At 69.1% G+C, this 15,112-nt stretch carries 16 protein-coding genes; 12 read left to right on the top strand and 4 right to left on the bottom strand.

Translation table 11 applies throughout. The features are described 5' to 3' along the window. Nucleotides 1-124 precede the first annotated feature (124 nt). Complete coding sequence (gene mshD, locus OG302_RS22755; RefSeq protein WP_371528457.1) at nucleotides 125-1,048, top strand: mycothiol synthase; 924 nt, start codon at nucleotides 125-127, stop codon at nucleotides 1,046-1,048. A gap of 78 nt (nucleotides 1,049-1,126) precedes the next feature. On the opposite strand, the gene OG302_RS22750 is transcribed toward mshD, so the two are convergent. Next, nucleotides 1,127-1,642, bottom strand: coding sequence for a hypothetical protein (locus OG302_RS22750; protein WP_371528456.1), 516 nt, complete (start codon nucleotides 1,640-1,642; stop codon nucleotides 1,127-1,129). Nucleotides 1,643-1,786: 144 nt separating this feature from the next. Here OG302_RS22750 and OG302_RS22745 point away from each other — a divergent pair, with 144 nt between their 5' ends. The 10 genes from OG302_RS22745 (at nucleotide 1,787) to pstB (ending at nucleotide 12,421) form a co-directional block, all read left to right on the top strand. Then, the gene (locus OG302_RS22745) at nucleotides 1,787-2,176 is read left to right on the top strand and encodes a GntR family transcriptional regulator (protein WP_371528455.1); all 390 of its coding nucleotides are present in this window, start codon (nucleotides 1,787-1,789) and stop codon (nucleotides 2,174-2,176) included. Next, nucleotides 2,173-3,072: an ABC transporter ATP-binding protein gene (locus tag OG302_RS22740; protein WP_371528454.1), complete on the top strand. Its 900-nt coding sequence runs from the start codon at nucleotides 2,173-2,175 to the stop codon at nucleotides 3,070-3,072. Before OG302_RS22745 ends, OG302_RS22740 begins: the two co-directional genes overlap by 4 nt. After that, a complete protein-coding gene (locus OG302_RS22735) occupies nucleotides 3,069-4,040 on the top strand; it encodes an ABC transporter permease (protein WP_371528453.1) in 972 nt (323 codons plus the stop codon). The genes OG302_RS22740 and OG302_RS22735 overlap by 4 nt, the downstream gene beginning before the upstream one ends. A 107-nt stretch (nucleotides 4,041-4,147) precedes the next feature. Then, the gene (locus OG302_RS22730) at nucleotides 4,148-6,553 is read left to right on the top strand and encodes an RNA degradosome polyphosphate kinase (RefSeq protein WP_371528452.1); all 2,406 of its coding nucleotides are present in this window, start codon (nucleotides 4,148-4,150) and stop codon (nucleotides 6,551-6,553) included. Beyond that, nucleotides 6,534-7,640: a CHAD domain-containing protein gene (locus OG302_RS22725; RefSeq protein WP_371528451.1), complete on the top strand. Its 1,107-nt coding sequence runs from the start codon at nucleotides 6,534-6,536 to the stop codon at nucleotides 7,638-7,640. The genes OG302_RS22730 and OG302_RS22725 overlap by 20 nt, the downstream gene beginning before the upstream one ends. Further along, nucleotides 7,637-8,059 (top strand): NUDIX hydrolase, encoded by a 423-nt coding sequence (locus OG302_RS22720; protein ID WP_371528450.1) that lies wholly within the window; start codon nucleotides 7,637-7,639, stop codon nucleotides 8,057-8,059. The genes OG302_RS22725 and OG302_RS22720 overlap by 4 nt, the downstream gene beginning before the upstream one ends. Before the next feature lie 218 nt (nucleotides 8,060-8,277). Then, entirely contained in the window at nucleotides 8,278-9,408 is a 1,131-nt protein-coding gene (gene pstS / locus OG302_RS22715) for a phosphate ABC transporter substrate-binding protein PstS (protein ID WP_371528449.1), read from the top strand. Nucleotides 9,409-9,525: 117 nt separating this feature from the next. Continuing rightward, complete coding sequence (gene pstC / locus OG302_RS22710; protein ID WP_371528448.1) at nucleotides 9,526-10,548, top strand: phosphate ABC transporter permease subunit PstC; 1,023 nt, start codon at nucleotides 9,526-9,528, stop codon at nucleotides 10,546-10,548. Beyond that, nucleotides 10,545-11,594, top strand: a complete 1,050-nt coding sequence (gene pstA, locus OG302_RS22705; protein ID WP_361831857.1) for a phosphate ABC transporter permease PstA — start codon at nucleotides 10,545-10,547, stop codon at nucleotides 11,592-11,594. Before pstC ends, pstA begins: the two co-directional genes overlap by 4 nt. A gap of 50 nt (nucleotides 11,595-11,644) precedes the next feature. Then, the gene (gene pstB / locus OG302_RS22700; RefSeq protein ID WP_361831855.1) at nucleotides 11,645-12,421 is read left to right on the top strand and encodes a phosphate ABC transporter ATP-binding protein PstB; all 777 of its coding nucleotides are present in this window, start codon (nucleotides 11,645-11,647) and stop codon (nucleotides 12,419-12,421) included. A 175-nt stretch (nucleotides 12,422-12,596) separates the two neighbouring features. Here the strand turns inward: pstB and OG302_RS22695 are convergent, their stop codons facing one another. Continuing rightward, nucleotides 12,597-13,595 (bottom strand): inorganic phosphate transporter, encoded by a 999-nt coding sequence (locus tag OG302_RS22695; protein WP_361831854.1) that lies wholly within the window; start codon nucleotides 13,593-13,595, stop codon nucleotides 12,597-12,599. A gap of 9 nt (nucleotides 13,596-13,604) precedes the next feature. Continuing rightward, on the bottom strand, nucleotides 13,605-14,225 hold the full coding sequence (locus OG302_RS22690; RefSeq protein WP_249589094.1) for a DUF47 domain-containing protein: 621 nt from the start codon (nucleotides 14,223-14,225) through the stop codon (nucleotides 13,605-13,607). Nucleotides 14,226-14,448: 223 nt separating this feature from the next. Between OG302_RS22690 and OG302_RS22685 the strand changes: the two genes are divergently transcribed. Beyond that, nucleotides 14,449-14,805, top strand: a complete 357-nt coding sequence (locus OG302_RS22685) for a metal-sensitive transcriptional regulator (RefSeq protein WP_160505880.1) — start codon at nucleotides 14,449-14,451, stop codon at nucleotides 14,803-14,805. A gap of 46 nt (nucleotides 14,806-14,851) precedes the next feature. Here OG302_RS22685 and OG302_RS22680 read toward each other — a convergent pair whose 3' ends face one another. Beyond that, nucleotides 14,852-15,052 carry a hypothetical protein gene (locus OG302_RS22680; RefSeq protein WP_371528447.1) on the bottom strand — a complete coding sequence of 67 codons (201 nt, stop codon included), beginning with the start codon at nucleotides 15,050-15,052 and terminating at the stop codon, nucleotides 14,852-14,854. Nucleotides 15,053-15,112: the final 60 nt, after the last annotated feature.

Raw genomic sequence — 15,112 nt, 5'->3', positions numbered from 1 at the left:
TGCGGAGAGACGCAGAGGGGCGCGGTGGGATGCAGGTGCGCGCACGCCGTCGTGCCCTGGCCCGCGGTCCGCGAGTACGCCCGTGATCTGCTGCTCGACCGGCCGTCGCCGTACCCTCGACTCCATGACTGACGAGCAGCAGCCTCCCGCCACCCTGCGGCAGATCGACACGGTCGCCGCCCTCACCTCCGACCAGGCCGACGCCGTGCTCGGGCTCATCGCGGAAGCGGCCCGCTCGGACGGCCAGCAGGCCGTGTCCGAGCAGGGGCGGCTCCAGCTGCGGGGCGGGGCCCGGTCGGGGGTGCGGCATCTGCTGCTCGGGCTCGGCGACGAGCTCGTCGGGTACGCGCAGCTGGAGGACACCGACCCCATCGAGGCGCCCGCCGCCGAGCTGGTCGTGCATCCCGCGCACCGCGGTCGCGGACACGGCAGGGCGCTCGGCACCGCGCTGCTCGCCGAGTCCGGCCGACGGCTGCGGATCTGGGCGCACGGCGGGCACTCGGCGGCCCGCCACCTCGCCCAGGTTCTCGGGCTCACCCTCTTCCGTGAACTGCGGCAGATGCGGCGCTCGTTGGCGGACCTGAACCTGCCCGAACCGGTACTTCCGGCAGGCGTCTCCGTTCGCGCCTTCGTCCCCGGCCAGGACGACGCGGCCTGGCTCGCGGTGAACGCCGACGCCTTCGCCCACCACCCCGAGCAGGGCTCCCTCACCCAGCGCGACCTGGACGACCGCGAGGCCGAGCCGTGGTTCGACCCGGCGGGCTTCTTCCTGGCCGAGAAGGACGGCGAGCTGGTCGGCTTCCACTGGACCAAGGTGCACGCGGACGAGGGCCTCGGCGAGGTGTACGTCCTGGGGGTGCGGTCCGGCGCGCAGGGCGGCGGCCTCGGCAAGGCGCTCACGACCATCGGCCTGAACCACCTGGCGGGGGCGGGCCTGCCGACCGCGATGCTGTACGTGGACGCGGACAACAAGGCGGCGGTGAGCGTCTACGAACGGCTCGGGTTCGTCACGCACGAGACGGATCTGATGTACCGGACGGAGTCCTGATCGACTTACGGAAGACAGGAAGGGCGCGGTGTTCCCCGGGGGAACACCGCGCCCTTCCTGCTGTCCGGGCCCTCTCGCCTACTTCGGCTCGATCGGCTCCAGGCACATGCTGTACTGCACCCGGCCGCGCCGGGTCTGCTCGTAGCGGGACTGGCCCGGCTCGCACTCGGTTTCGTACTTGCTCGTGACCTTGTACTCCGCCGTCGCCTCGGAGCAGCCGACGGTCTCCATGTCCGGGCTGCTCTGCGACCCCTTGTTCTGTACGCAGTCACCGACCTCGGCAGCCGCGGGCGACTTGGCGGCCTCGCTGCCGGGGCCGGTGGTGTTGCCGCGGCTGGAGTACCACCAGACGCCCGCGATGACACCTGCGATGAGCAGGACCACCACCTTCATCAGCGGTGACTGCCGGTTGAAGGAGCCACCGCCACCGCCACGCGGGCGCTGAGGCTGAGGCGGGTGGGGCTGCTGGGGCTGAGGCGGTGCGAACTGCTGCTGCCCGTAGGGCTGCTGGCCGTACGGCTGCCCGTACTGCTGTTGTTGCTGCCCATACGGCTGCTGAGGCTGCTGGTAGCCGCCCTGGGGCGGCGGAGGCATGGACAAGGTAAGTCCCCCGACTTTCCATACATGTTCACGTCAATGCTGAGCGGCAGACGTTACAAGATCGACCGCCCCCTTGACGGCACCGACCCCCTTGCACCACCCTTTCACTACTCAATTAGTGAAAGGGTGGTGCAAGGCATGGTCGAGTTCCGTATCGACCGGCGCAGCGGCGTCGCCACCTACCTCCAGATCGTCCAGCAGACGCAACAGGCACTGCGCCTGGGCCTGTTGGAGCCGGGCGACAAGCTGCCCACGGCCCGTGAGGTCGTCGAGGCGACGGCGATCAACCCGAACACAGTCCTGAAGGCCTATCGCGAGCTGGAACGCGAGGGCCTGGTCGAGGCCCGCCGCGGGCTCGGCACCTTCGTGCGGAAGTCACTGGGCTCGACGCCCGCCGACTCCCCGCTGCGGGGCGAGTTGAGCCGGTGGGCCTCCCGTGCCCGTGCATCCGGTCTGGAGAGGGACGACGTGGCGGCGCTGTTCAGCGCCGTACTCGAAGAGCAGTTCACCAAGGGGGACCACGCATGACCGACACCGCCATCGAGGCGGCCTCGCTCGCCAAGAGTTACGGGCGGCGGGGCCACGCCCTGCGCGACTGTTCCTTCCGGCTGCCCGCCGGCAGGATCTGTGCGGTCGTCGGGCCCAACGGCGCGGGCAAGTCGACGCTGCTGGCCCTCGCGGCCGGACTGATGCGGCCCGGCGGGGGCTCGCTCACCGTGCTCGGCACCGACCCGGCCGCCACGCGCGAACGCCTCGCGTACGTCGCCCAGGACAAGCCGCTCTATCCGCAGCTCAGCATCGAGGACACCCTGCGGCTCGGCGCCGAGCTGAACCCCGGGCGCTGGGACGCCGCGCTCGCCGAACGCGTCGTAGGGGAAGGGGGGTTGGACCCGAAGGCACGGGTGCGCACACTCTCCGGCGGCCAGCGCACCCGGGTCGCGCTCGCGCTCGCCCTCGGCAAGCGGGCCGAACTCCTGCTCCTGGACGAGCCGATGGCCGACCTCGACCCGCTCGCCCGGCATCAGCTGATGGGGACGCTGATGGCCGAGGCCGCCGAGCACGGGACCACCGTGGTGATGTCCTCGCACATCGTGAGCGAACTGGCCGACGCCTGCGACCACTTGCTGCTCGTGTCCGGTGGCCGCGTACGCCTCGGCGGCGGCATCGACGATCTCGTGGCCGCGCATGCCCTGGTCACCGGGCGCCGACCCGTCGAGGAGCTCGCCCCGCACGCGGTCGTCGAATCCCGCGCCACCGGGCGGGGCCTGACCGCGCTGATACGGCCCGAAGGCCCGGTCGGCGACGGCTGGGAAGTCGAAGAACCTTCCCTGGAGGAACTGTTGCTCGCCCATCTCCGCTCCCCCGACGCACCGGCTCTGCTGACACCGAGCACGGCACCCGCCGAGCGCGAGGTGACGACATGAGCTCCCCTCTGCTGCGCGGCCCGCGCTGGGCCGACGTCCGGGTGCACCGCAGCGCACTGCGCACAGGCCTCGGTCTCGTCGTGCTCGCCGCCGCGCTGACGGGCCTTCTCCGCTGGGCGAACCACGCCTACCCCGAGCCGACCGGACCCTGCACCTCCGACGGCTCCTGCGAGACGTTCCTCGGCTTCTCCAGCGCCCGGACACTGCTGTACGAGTTCCTGAAGGACTACTCCCTGGGGATGCTCCTGATCCCCGTCCTGATCGGCGCCTTCGTCGCGGGCCCGGTCATCGCCCGCGAGATGGAGTCGGGCACCCACAAGCTCGCCTGGACGCAGTCGGTGTCGCCCGCTCGCTGGCTGATGTCGAAGCTGACGGTGTTCGCCGTGACGAGCGTGGCGGGCGGGCTCGCACTGATGGCGGTCTTCTGGGCCGGCCGGTCCGGCATCGGGGCCGTGTGGAACCTGAGCTGGGCGGACCGCGGCGTCTACGAGTCCATCGGCCCGGTCCTCGTCGCGTACTGCCTCTTCGCCGTCATGGTCGGCGCACTCGCCGGTCTCCTTGTACGTCGCACGCTGGTGGCGCTGGCCGCCGGGGGCCTCGTCACCGGACTCGTACTGCTGGTCATGGGCAATGTGCGGTGGCAGCTGTTCCCGGTGAAGACGCTCTCCGGGCCCGCATCGGGCACGTCCACGAGCTACACGATGCATGACGTCCCCGTGGACTCCCTCATCATCGACATGGGGGTCCACAACGCCGCCGGTGAACGGTTCGTGGCCGGGCAATGCTCGCCGGACCAGATGGCCCACTTCCCCTGCCCCTCCGACACCAAGGTCACCGGCTGGTACGCCGACGTGCACCCCCATTCCCACTTCTGGTACGTCCAGTTCATCGAGACCGGCATCATCCTCGTGCTCGCCACGGCGGCGGCGTACGCGGCATTCCGGGTGCTGCGGCGCCGCGCCGCCTGAGTTGCGCAAGGCCCCCGGCCATGTAGACGCCCGGGGGCCTCCCGCACATGTCCCGCACGTCATGTCGCCGTAACCGGTGATTCAGACTGGCTTGCGACCCTCGCTCAATGCAGCCTGCCGTGCCCGACCCTCCCCCCACGAACGGGAAGCTTCGTCTCACCCCGGCACTCTCCGACGCGCCCATCGGGGTCCCCGCGCGGAAGAATGGGGCCATGAGCCAGCCCAGCACGCAAGGTCAGTCCCACCCGTCTCCCACCACCGCCCTTGACGGAGACCCTTCGGGCCACGGCACCATCACACACGCCCAGCCCTCCGTCGGCTCCATCGCCGCGCACCGCCCGCACACGCTGTCGGCCGCGGTGTCGGACCTCGACCCCGACATCGACGCGGATCTCGACGCGTACGACGAGGACGGCCAGGTAGGACACGACGGCCAGGAGCTTCCGCAGGGCCGTTTCCTGGACCGGGAGCGCAGCTGGCTCGCCTTCAACGAGCGGGTGCTCGAGCTCGCCGAGGATCCGAACACGCCCCTCCTCGAACGGGCCAATTTCCTGGCGATCTTCGCCTCGAACCTGGACGAGTTCTTCATGGTCCGGGTGGCAGGCCTGAAGCGGCGCATCGCCACGGGCGTCGCCACCCGTTCGGCCTCAGGTCTGCAGCCCCGTGAAGTCCTGGAGCTGATCTGGAACCGCTCCCGGGAGCTCATGGCCCGGCACGCCGCCTGTTACCAGGAAGATGTCGCCCCCGGCCTCGCCGACGAGGGCATCCACCTGGTCCGCTGGAACGAGCTGACGGAGAAGGAGCAGTCCCGCCTCTTCACGCTCTTCCGGCAGCAGATCTTCCCCGTCCTGACCCCCCTCGCGGTCGACCCGGCGCACCCCTTCCCGTACATCTCGGGGCTCTCGCTCAACCTCGCCGTGGTCGTCCGCAACCCGGTCTCTGGACACACCCACTTCGCTCGCGTGAAGGTTCCACCGCTCCTCTCCCGCTTCCTTGAGGCCTCCCCGCAGCGCTACGTCCCCATCGAGGACGTCATCGCCGCTCCCGCGCACCTCGCGGAGCTGTTCCCGGGCATGGAGATCCAGGAGCACCACATGTTCCGGCTCACCCGGAACGAGGATCTTGAGGTCGAGGAGGACGACGCCGAGAACCTCCTCCAGGCCCTGGAGAAGGAGCTCATGCGGCGCCGCTTCGGGCCGCCGGTGCGCCTTGAGGTCGAGGAGTCCATCGACCGCAACGTCCTTGACCTCCTCGTGCGCGAGCTGAAGATCAGCGAGGCCGAGATCTACCCGCTGCCGGGCCCGCTCGACCTGACCGGGCTCTTCGGCATCGCGTCCCTGGACCGGCCCGAGCTGAAGTACCCGAAGTTCATCGCGGGCACGCACCGCGACCTCGCCGAGGTGGAGTCCGCGTCCGCGCCCGACATCTTCGCTGCCCTTCGCGAACGCGACGTACTCCTTCACCACCCGTACGACTCGTTCTCCACGTCCGTGCAGGCCTTCCTGGAGCAGGCCGCGGCCGACCCGGACGTCCTCGCGATCAAGCAGACGCTGTACCGGACGTCCGGCGACTCCCCCATAGTCGACGCCCTGATCGACGCCGCGGAGTCGGGCAAGCAGGTGCTCGTCCTGGTCGAGATCAAGGCGCGCTTCGACGAGCAGGCGAACATCAAGTGGGCGCGGAAGCTGGAGGAGTCGGGCTGCCACGTCGTCTACGGCCTGGTCGGCCTCAAGACGCACTGCAAGCTGTCGCTCGTCGTCCGCCAGGAGGGCGACACCCTGGTCCGCTACTCGCACGTCGGTACGGGCAACTACCACCCCAAGACGGCCCGGCTCTACGAGGACCTGGGGCTGCTCACCGCCAAGCAGGAGGTCGGCGCGGACCTGTCCGACCTCTTCAACCGGCTCTCGGGCTACTCCCGACGGGAGACCTACCGCCGTCTCCTCGTCGCCCCCAAGTCCCTGCGCGACGGGCTCGTCTCGCGCATCGACAAGGAAATCCAGCACCACCGGGCGGGCCGCCCCGCCTACGTGCGCATCAAGGTCAACTCGATGGTCGACGAGGCGATCGTGGACTCGCTCTACCGCGCCTCGCAGGCAGGCGTGCCGGTCGACGTGTGGGTGCGCGGGATCTGTGCGGTGCGGCCCGGCGTCGCGGGGCTCTCGGAGACCATCCGGGTCCGTTCCGTGCTCGGCCGCTTCCTGGAGCACTCCCGCGTCTTCGCCTTCGGCAACGCGGGCGAGCCGGAGGTGTGGATCGGCAGCGCCGACATGATGCACCGCAACCTCGACCGCCGTATCGAGGCACTGGTCAGGGTCACCGACCCGGCCCACCGGGCGACGCTCAACCGGCTCCTGGAGACCGGCATGTCGGACACCACCGCCTCCTGGCACCTGGGCGCGGACGGCAACTGGACCCGGCACGCCCTGGATCCGGAGGGCCAGCCCCTGCGGAACGTACAGGAGATGCTCATTGACGCCCGGAGGCGCCGGCGTGGCACAGCTAAACCATGAGACGACGACAGGCGATGTCCTGTCGGCCTATCTGCAGGGCCAGGCCACGGAGTTCCTGCGCTCGCTGCGGCTGCACCGCGAGTCGTCGACGGACGCGCAGGGCGCCGAGGTGTCCCTGGAGGCGGCCCAGGCCCTGCGCCGGGCGGCCCGCCGCATCGGCGGCACCCTGCACACCTTCCGTCCGCTCCTGGACCAGGAGTGGGCGTCAGGCCTGCGTCCCGAACTGGCCTGGCTGTCCGGCACGTTGGCCCGGGAGCACGCGTTCGGGGCGCGCCTGGAGCGGCTCCTCGACGCCTTGCACCGCTTGTCGGGCACGCCCACGGTCCCGGCACCGGCAGCCGTCCCCGCTGCGGGCAGGCGGTCCGCGGGGCGATGGGGGTCCCCCCGCTCGAACGGAGCTGAGGGTGGGGGAGGGTGGGCGCAGCCCCCGGTGCCGGGCGCCGATGAACCCGGCGGGACCCCAAGGGGCCTGACGGTAGGCGCAGCCAAAGCAGCGGCGCTCCTGGAGCGCCAGCTGACCCTCGCCCGCACGCGCGCCCACTCCGCCGCCCTCCAGGCCTTCGGCTCCTCCCGCTTCCACGCGGTCGCGGACAACGTCGCCGTACTGGCCAGCGAGGTGCCCCTCAGGAGCAACACCCCGGAGGACCTGAAGCCGCTCGCGGCGCGGGCCGAGGAAGACCTCGCCGAAGCGGTCGCCGCGCTCCCCCTGGGGCAGGCGGGCCACCCGTACAACGCGGAAGCGCTGACGCACGGCCTCGCCGCCGATGCCGCGCCCGAGGCGCAGGACGCCCCCTGGCTGAAGACCCGCGCCCTCCTGCGCCTGCACAGGTACGCCCAGGAGGTCCTCACCGCGGGCCCCGGCGCCGACCTCCGCCTCGCGGACGCGGGCCACGCCCTGGACCGCCACCGCGAGGCCGCGGACGCCGCATCGGCCGCGGCGTCGGCCGCCCGCACCCCCCGCATCGCCCCGGCGACCGCGTACGCCCTCGGTGTCCTGCACGCCGACCAGCGCCACGAGGTGGAAGCGGCCCGCTTCGCGTTCCACCAGGCCTGGCTCCGGGAGACGGAGGCGGTGAGCACCCGGTGACGCGCCCGGCGGGCGGAGTCGTCCTGGCCGCGGGCTGCGTCCTGTGGCGCCGCTCCCCGTTCGACGGCGAGCTGGAGATCTGCCTGGTCCACCGCCCCAAGTACGACGACTGGTCGCACCCCAAGGGCAAGCTGAAGCGAGCCGAGAGCCCCCTCGACGGCGCCCTGCGCGAGGTCGAGGAGGAGACAGGCCACCGCTGCGCCCCCGGCGCCCGGCTCCCCACGGCCCGCTATCTGGCCCAGGGCCGCCCCAAAGAGGTGAGCTACTGGGCCGCGGAGGCGACCGAAGGGCACTTCACGCCCAACGCCGAAGTGGACCGCATCATCTGGCTGCCGCCCGCCGCGGCCCGCAACCGGCTCACGCAACCCCGTGACCAGCAGCTTGTCGACGCCCTGCTCAGCGTCCTCAACCCGGCGTAACAGATCGGCTACGTTCCGTAGCGCATTGCCTAACCAGGCCGACCGCCGAGGTTCACCCGCCGTTCACTCATGCCCATCGGCCGCTTCACCTGCCCTGCCTAATTTCAGCCTTACAACACAACGTAGGACCGCAGGACAGAACGACCGCAGTACTGCACGACGAAGACCTCGCACGCCGCCGGCAAAGGGCAGGCGGCTCCCGGAAGGAAGACCCGACAGTGAAGCTTCAGCGCAAGAACCGGCTCCGCGCCCTCTCCCTCGGCGCCATCGCCGTCTCCGGCGCCCTGGCCCTCACGGCGTGCGGCTCCGATGACACGAGCGGCGGCGACGGTGGCACCGGCAAGGAGACCAACGCCAACGCCAACATCAAGTGCGATGACGCCAAGGGTCAGCTCGCGGCCTCCGGTTCGTCCGCGCAGAAGAACGCGATCGACGCCTGGCGCAAGGTCTACTCGACCACCTGCAAGGACGTTCAGCTGAACTACAACCCGACGGGTTCGGGCGCCGGCATCACCGCGTTCATGCAGGGCCAGACCGCCTTCGCGGGCTCCGACTCGGCGCTCAAGCCCGAGGAGATCGCGGCGTCGAAGAAGGTCTGCAAGAACAGCCAGGCCATCGACCTGCCGATGGTCGGCGGCCCGATCGCCGTCGGTTACAACGTGCCCGGTGTGGACAACCTCGTCCTGGACGCCGAGACCCTCGCCAAGATCTTCGACGGCAAGATCAAGACCTGGGACGACAAGGCGATCAAGAAGCTGAACCCCGACGCCAAGCTGCCCAGCACCAAGATCCAGGCGTTCCACCGCTCGGACGAGTCCGGCACCACGGACAACTTCACCAAGTACCTCAAGGGCGCGGCCCCGTCCGCCTGGGCGCACGAGCCCGGCAAGTCCTGGGTCGCCAAGGGCGGCCAGTCCGCCAACGGCTCCTCCGGTGTCGCGGGCCAGGTCAAGCAGACCGCCGGCGCCATCTCGTACTTCGAGCTCTCGTACGCCTCCGACGGCATCAGCACGGTCGACCTGCAGACCGAGGCCAAGGAGCCGGTGAAGGCCACCGTCGACAACGCCTCCAAGGCCATCTCCGAGGCCAAGGTCGTCGGCAAGGGCAAGGACCTCGCCCTGGAGCTGAACTACAAGCCCACCGCCGAGGGCGCCTACCCGATCACCCTGGTGACGTACGAGGTCCTCTGCGAGAAGGGCAACAAGGCCGAGACCCTGGCCGCGACCAAGTCCTTCCTGACCTACATCGCCAGCGAGGACGGCCAGAACGTCCTCAAGGAGAACGACTACGCGCCGATCCCGGCCGAGATCATCTCCAAGGTCCGCACGACCGTCGCGGGCCTGAGCTAGCTGAACCGAGTGCGGCCGGCCCGGCGAACCAGGGCCGGCCGCACCGTCCGGTGCACCGCCGCCAGGAGCAACTCCCGCCGCCAGAGCGGCTGCCTGCTCCGCAGACCGGAGAACCTCATGGATATACCAAGCAGTACGACAGCACCCCCACCCCTCAACGACGTGAAGCCCTCGGGCATCACCCCCAAGAGCCCCCGCCGCAGCGCCACCCGCCCCGGTGACCGGATCTTCCTCGGTCTCTCGCGCGGCTCCGGCATCGCGCTGCTGGCGATCATGGCCGCCATCGCGGCCTTCCTGACCTACCGTGCGGCCCTCGCGCTCTCGGAGAACACGGGCAGCTTCCTCACCACCTTCGAGTGGGACCCGGCCGGTGCGACCACCGGCGGCAAGCCGTACTTCGGCATCGCGGTCCTGGTCTTCGGCACCGTGGTGAGCTCGATCATCGCCCTGGTGATCGCCGTCCCCGTGGCCATCGGCATCGCGCTGTTCATCTCGCACTACGCACCGCGCAAGCTGGCCACCCCCATCGCCTTCGTGATCGACCTGCTGGCCGCCGTGCCGTCGATCGTCTACGGCCTCTGGGGCGCCCTCGTGGTCGCGCCCAACCTGACGGGCCTCTACAGCTGGCTCGACGACTACTTCGGCTGGACCGGCGTCTTCGAGTACCAGGGCGGCGCCCCGCGCTCCCTGATGACGGTGGGCATCCTGCTCGCGATCATGATCCTGCCGATCATCACGAACGTCAGCCGTGAGGTCTTCCTGCAGGTCCCGAAGATGCACGAGGAGGCCGCGCTCGCGCTCGGCGCCACGCGCTGGGAGACCATCCGCATGTCGGTGCTCCCCTTCGCCCGCTCGGGCGTCATCTCCGCCTCGATGCTGGGCCTGGGCCGCGCGCTCGGCGAGACGATCGCCGTCGCCACCGTGCTCTCCCCGAGCTTCGTGATCAACGCCTCCGTGCTCGACTTCGGCGGCGGCACGTTCGCGCAGAACATCGCCAGCAAGTTCAACGAGGCGACCGAGTACGGCCGTGACGCGCTCATCGCCTCCGGTCTGGTCCTCTTCATCATCACGCTGCTGGTCAACGGCGCGGCCCGCTTGATCATCGCGCGCCGCAAGGAGTACTCGGGGGCCAACGCATGAGCGCCACCATCGTCAAGCCCACGAGCCTGCGGGGCGCCCGACTCCCGCGCTGGACACCGGCCGTCGTCGCACTCGGCTCCGCCGCCGTCGCCATCGGCATCGGCGCGGGGGCCGGCCTGGACAGCCGCATCCAGTGGGGCCTGATCGCGGCCATCCTCTACGTCGGCGCCTCGTACGCCCTCGCGGTCGCCGTCGAGGGCGGACGCCAGGCCAAGGACCGCCTCGCCACCTCGATGGTGTGGGTGATGTTCCTGCTGGCCGTCGTCCCGCTGGCCTCGCTGATCTACGAGACCGTCCAGCGCGGCTCGAACGTCTTCAACGGCTACTTCCTGACCCACTCCATGGGTGTGGTCGCGGACGACGAGCCCGGTGGCGGCATCTATCACGCGATCATCGGCACCCTGGAGCAGGTGCTCCTGGCCTCCGCGATCGCCGTGCCGATCGGCCTGCTCACCGCGATCTACCTCGTCGAGTACGGGCGCGGGAAGCTCTCCAAGGTCGTCACGTTCTTCGTGGACGTCATGACCGGCATCCCGTCGATCGTCGCGGGCCTGTTCGTCCTCAGCTTCTGGATCCTGATCCTGGGCTTCGACTTCTCCGGCTGGGCCGGCGCCATGGCGCTCGCCATCCTGATGATGCCGGTGGTCGTGCGCTCCACGGAGGAGATGCTCAAGCTCGTCCCGAACGAGCTGCGGGAGGCGTCACTCGCCCTCGGCATCCCGAAGTGGCGGACCATCCTCAAGGTGGTCCTGCCCACCGCGATCGGCGGCATCACCACCGGCGTCATGCTCGCGGTCGCCCGTATCGCGGGCGAGACCGCACCGGTGCTGCTCCTGGTCTGGGTCAACCCCATGATCAACACGAACCCGTTCGAAGGCTCGCAGGCCTCGCTGCCGCTGTACATCTACCAGCAGTACGCGGCAGGCAACCAGGCCGGTTACGACCGCGCCTGGGCGGCGGCGCTCGCCCTCATCGGCTTCATCATGATCCTCAACATGGCGGCACGCGGCGTAGCCCGCTGGAAGGCCCCCAAGACAGGTCGCTGACGCGGCCACCTCAGCGACCTCTCTGTAACCCCCTGAAGGCAGTGATCCCCATGGCCAAGCGAATCGACGTATCGGGCCTGACCGCTTACTACAGCTCCCACAAGGCCATCGAGGACATCTCGATGACCGTGGAGCCCCGCTCCGTGACGGCCTTCATCGGCCCCTCCGGCTGCGGCAAGTCCACCTTCCTGCGCACCCTCAACCGCATGCACGAGGTCACCACCGGTGGCCGCGTCGAGGGCAAGGTGCTCCTGGACGACGAGGACCTCTACGGTCCCGGTGTCGACCCGGTCGCCGTGCGCCGCACCATCGGCATGGTGTTCCAGCGCCCCAACCCGTTCCCGACGATGTCGATCTTCGACAACGTGGCGGCGGGCCTGAAGCTGAACGGCTCGTACAAGAAGAGCGAGCTGAACAACATCGTCGAGAAGTCCCTCAAGGGCGCCAACCTCTGGAACGAGGTCAAGGACCGCCTGAACAAGCCCGGCTCCGGCCTCTCCGGCGGCCAGCAGCAGCGCCTCTGCATCGCGCGGGCCATCGCGGTCGAGCCCCAGGTGCTCCTGATGGACGAGCCCTGCTCGGCCCTCGACCCGATCTCGACGCTCGCGATCGAGGACCTGATCGGCGAGCTGAAGGAGCGCTTCACGATCGTCATCGTGACGCACAACATGCAGCAGGCGGCGCGCGTCTCGGACCGCACGGCCTTCTTCAACCTCGCGGCGGTCGGCCAGCCCGGCAAGCTCGTCGAGATCGACGAGACGGAGCGGATCTTCTCCAACCCGTCCGTGCAGGCGACCGAGGACTACATCTCGGGCCGCTTCGGCTAGGCCCACGAAAGACCCCTCGCGGCGCTGCATGGCGGTGCCGCCGCGAGGACGAGAAGGGCCCGCCCCTGGCTCCCGGGGGCGGGCCCGTTTCCGTGCCCCGAAGGGGCGCGGGCGATGGCACATGCGGCTCCGCCGCGCGGGCGCGACCAGCCGAAGCGGGCCCGCAGCCGAAGAACTACAAGAACGCCAGGTTCACGATCCAGAAACTCAGCGCAGCGACAATCGCGGCTGCCGGCATCGTGATGAACCAGCCGAGGATGATGTTCTTGGCGACACCCCAGCGCACCGCGTTCACACGCTTGGTCGCGCCCACACCCATGATCGCGGAAGTGATCACGTGCGTGGTGGAGATCGGCGCGTGGAACATGAAGGCGGTGGTGAACATGATGCCCGCACCCGTCGTCTCCGCGGCGAATCCCTGCGGCGGGTCCAGCTCGATGATCTTGCGGCCGAGCGTACGCATGATGCGCCAGCCACCCGCGTACGTACCCGCGGAGAGCATCAGCGCACAGGCGATCTTGACCCAGATCGGAATGGGCGCGTCAGCGCTCTGCACATCGGAGATGACCAGGGCCATCACCACGATGCCCATGGTCTTCTGCGCGTCCTGCAGACCGTGACCCAGCGCCATGCCGGCCGCGGACACCGTCTGCGCGATACGGAATCCGCGCTTGGCCTTGTGCGGGTTGGACTTCCGGAACATCCACATGATCGCGCACATCACCAGATAACCGGCGACGAGTCCGACGATGGGCGAGATGAACATCGGAATGACGACCTTGTCGAGCACTCCGGACCAGATCACCCCGATTCCACCGGCGAGCGCGGCTCCGACCATTCCACCGAAGAGCGCGTGGGAGGAGGACGAAGGAAGCCCGAAGTACCAGGTGACGAGGTTCCACACGATGGCGCCCACCAGGGCGGCAAAGAGGATCCACATTCCCTTGTTGCCCTCGGGCGTCTCGATCAGGCCCTTACTGACCGTCTTGGCGACCCCGCTGCCCATGAAGGCGCCGGCGAGGTTCATGACGGCGGCCATCGCGAGTGCCGCGCGAGGCGTCAGCGCACGGGTGGAGACGGAAGTGGCGATGGCGTTCGCAGAGTCGTGAAAGCCATTCGTGTACGTAAATCCGAGCGCGACGCCAATGGTCACGATCAAAGCAAAGGTGTCCATGGAGAGGCCTCAGGACTCCTTGACCGCGATGGTCTCCACCGTGTTCGCGACGTGCTCGAACGCGTCGGCCGCCTCTTCGAGCACGTCGACGATCTGCTTCAGCTTCAGCACCTCTATGGCGTCGTACTTGCCGTTGAAGAGCTGCGCGAGAAGCTTGCGGTGAATCTGGTCGGCCTGGTTCTCCAGACGGTTGACCTCGATCCAGTACTCGGTGAGGTTGTCCATCGTCCGCAGATTCGGCATGGCCTCGGCCGTGAGCTCGGCGGCTCGCGACAGGACCTCGATCTGCTGCTCGACTCCCTTGGGGAGTTCCTCGACCTGGTAAAGGACGACCAGGTCGACGGCCTCCTCCATGAAGTCCATGATGTCGTCGAGGCAGGACGCCAGGTTGTAGATGTCCTCGCGGTCGAAAGGCGTGATGAAGGAGGAGTTCAGCTGGTGGAAGATCGCATGGGTAGCGTCATCTCCAGCGTGCTCCGCGGCCCGCATACGCTCTGCGATCTCGGCTCGGGCGGAGGCGTCAGCCCCGAGCAGTTCCATCAGGAGCTTCGAGCCCGTGACAATGTTGTCCGCGGATGCGGCGAACATGTCGTAGAAGCTCGTCTCCCTGGGGGTCAGACGAAAGCGCACGTGGGGTCCTCGGGGTGCTTTGGATTCGGTCAGGCTGATGCTAGGCGCATCATCCGGCCACGGCTAACCGGCCAGACCCCAGTGTCGCCCATCAGGCACAGTGATCAGCACACCCCCCGAGCAATCGAGTATTCTATACCCACTAGGGGTATGGGAAGCCAGTTGAGTCCGTGACTTTTCCTATGACTGCCCAGCAGAGTGACTGTCCAAGCAGGAGGACGCGATGACGACCACCGAGCCGGCCGGTGTGGCCATGAACACCGAAGCGCCCTCCGAGCCCGGCGGCCACGACCAGGGTGTCCACGGCTACCACAAGCAGAAGGACGAGCACCTCAAGCGGCTGCGCCGCATCGAGGGCCAGATCCGCGGCCTCCAGCGCATGGTCGAGGAGGACGTCTACTGCATCGACATACTCACCCAGGTCTCCGCCGGCACGAAGGCCCTGCAGTCCTTCGCCCTCCAGCTCCTGGAGGAGCACCTGCGGCACTGCGTGGCGGACGCGGCGGTCAAGGGCGGCGACGAGATCGACGCGAAGGTCGAAGAGGCGACGAAGGCCATCGCCCGGATGATGCGGACCTGAGACGCGGATCTGAGATGTGGGCCTGAGACGCGGCCGGGGCCCGGGACTAGTCCCGGTTGTCGCCCAGCCGCTCCACCTCGGTGGAGACGTTCTCAGCGGAGACGTTCAGGACCTCGTCGATGCGGTCGGGACTCAGCCGCTCCTCCCCGGCGGCGGACGCCGCGATGATGAGTTCGCCGCACAGCTCGATCTCGGCAAGGGCGACGTGGTCCTGAACAGTCGTACCGCGCACCGGAGCCACGTTCATCACCTCTTCCTGACCTTGCTTCCCGCCGGTACCGACTTCCTAGAGTAGGGAGCGGCCTAC

This window comes from Streptomyces sp. NBC_01283, assembly GCF_041435335.1.
Classification (GTDB): domain Bacteria; phylum Actinomycetota; class Actinomycetes; order Streptomycetales; family Streptomycetaceae; genus Streptomyces.
Note: the sequence above shows the minus strand (reverse complement) of the source record. Positions and strands in the feature narration are given on the sequence as shown.

Bases quoted from the DNA above. Each gene is read 5' to 3' on its own strand.
- pstA (WP_361831857.1), top strand. From the start codon at position 10,545: ATGAGCGCCACCATCGTCAAGCCCACGAGCCTGCGGGGCGCCCGACTC.
- OG302_RS22695 (WP_361831854.1), bottom strand. From the start codon at position 13,595: ATGGACACCTTTGCTTTGATCGTGACCATTGGCGTCGCGCTCGGATTT.
- mshD (WP_371528457.1), top strand. From the start codon at position 125: ATGACTGACGAGCAGCAGCCTCCCGCCACCCTGCGGCAGATCGACACG.
- pstB (WP_361831855.1), top strand. From the start codon at position 11,645: ATGGCCAAGCGAATCGACGTATCGGGCCTGACCGCTTACTACAGCTCC.
- OG302_RS22750 (WP_371528456.1), bottom strand. From the start codon at position 1,642: ATGCCTCCGCCGCCCCAGGGCGGCTACCAGCAGCCTCAGCAGCCGTAT.
- OG302_RS22740 (WP_371528454.1), top strand. From the start codon at position 2,173: ATGACCGACACCGCCATCGAGGCGGCCTCGCTCGCCAAGAGTTACGGG.
- OG302_RS22730 (WP_371528452.1), top strand. From the start codon at position 4,148: ATGCAGCCTGCCGTGCCCGACCCTCCCCCCACGAACGGGAAGCTTCGT.
- pstC (WP_371528448.1), top strand. From the start codon at position 9,526: ATGGATATACCAAGCAGTACGACAGCACCCCCACCCCTCAACGACGTG.
- OG302_RS22685 (WP_160505880.1), top strand. From the start codon at position 14,449: ATGACGACCACCGAGCCGGCCGGTGTGGCCATGAACACCGAAGCGCCC.
- OG302_RS22735 (WP_371528453.1), top strand. From the start codon at position 3,069: ATGAGCTCCCCTCTGCTGCGCGGCCCGCGCTGGGCCGACGTCCGGGTG.
- OG302_RS22680 (WP_371528447.1), bottom strand. From the start codon at position 15,052: ATGAACGTGGCTCCGGTGCGCGGTACGACTGTTCAGGACCACGTCGCC.
- OG302_RS22745 (WP_371528455.1), top strand. From the start codon at position 1,787: ATGGTCGAGTTCCGTATCGACCGGCGCAGCGGCGTCGCCACCTACCTC.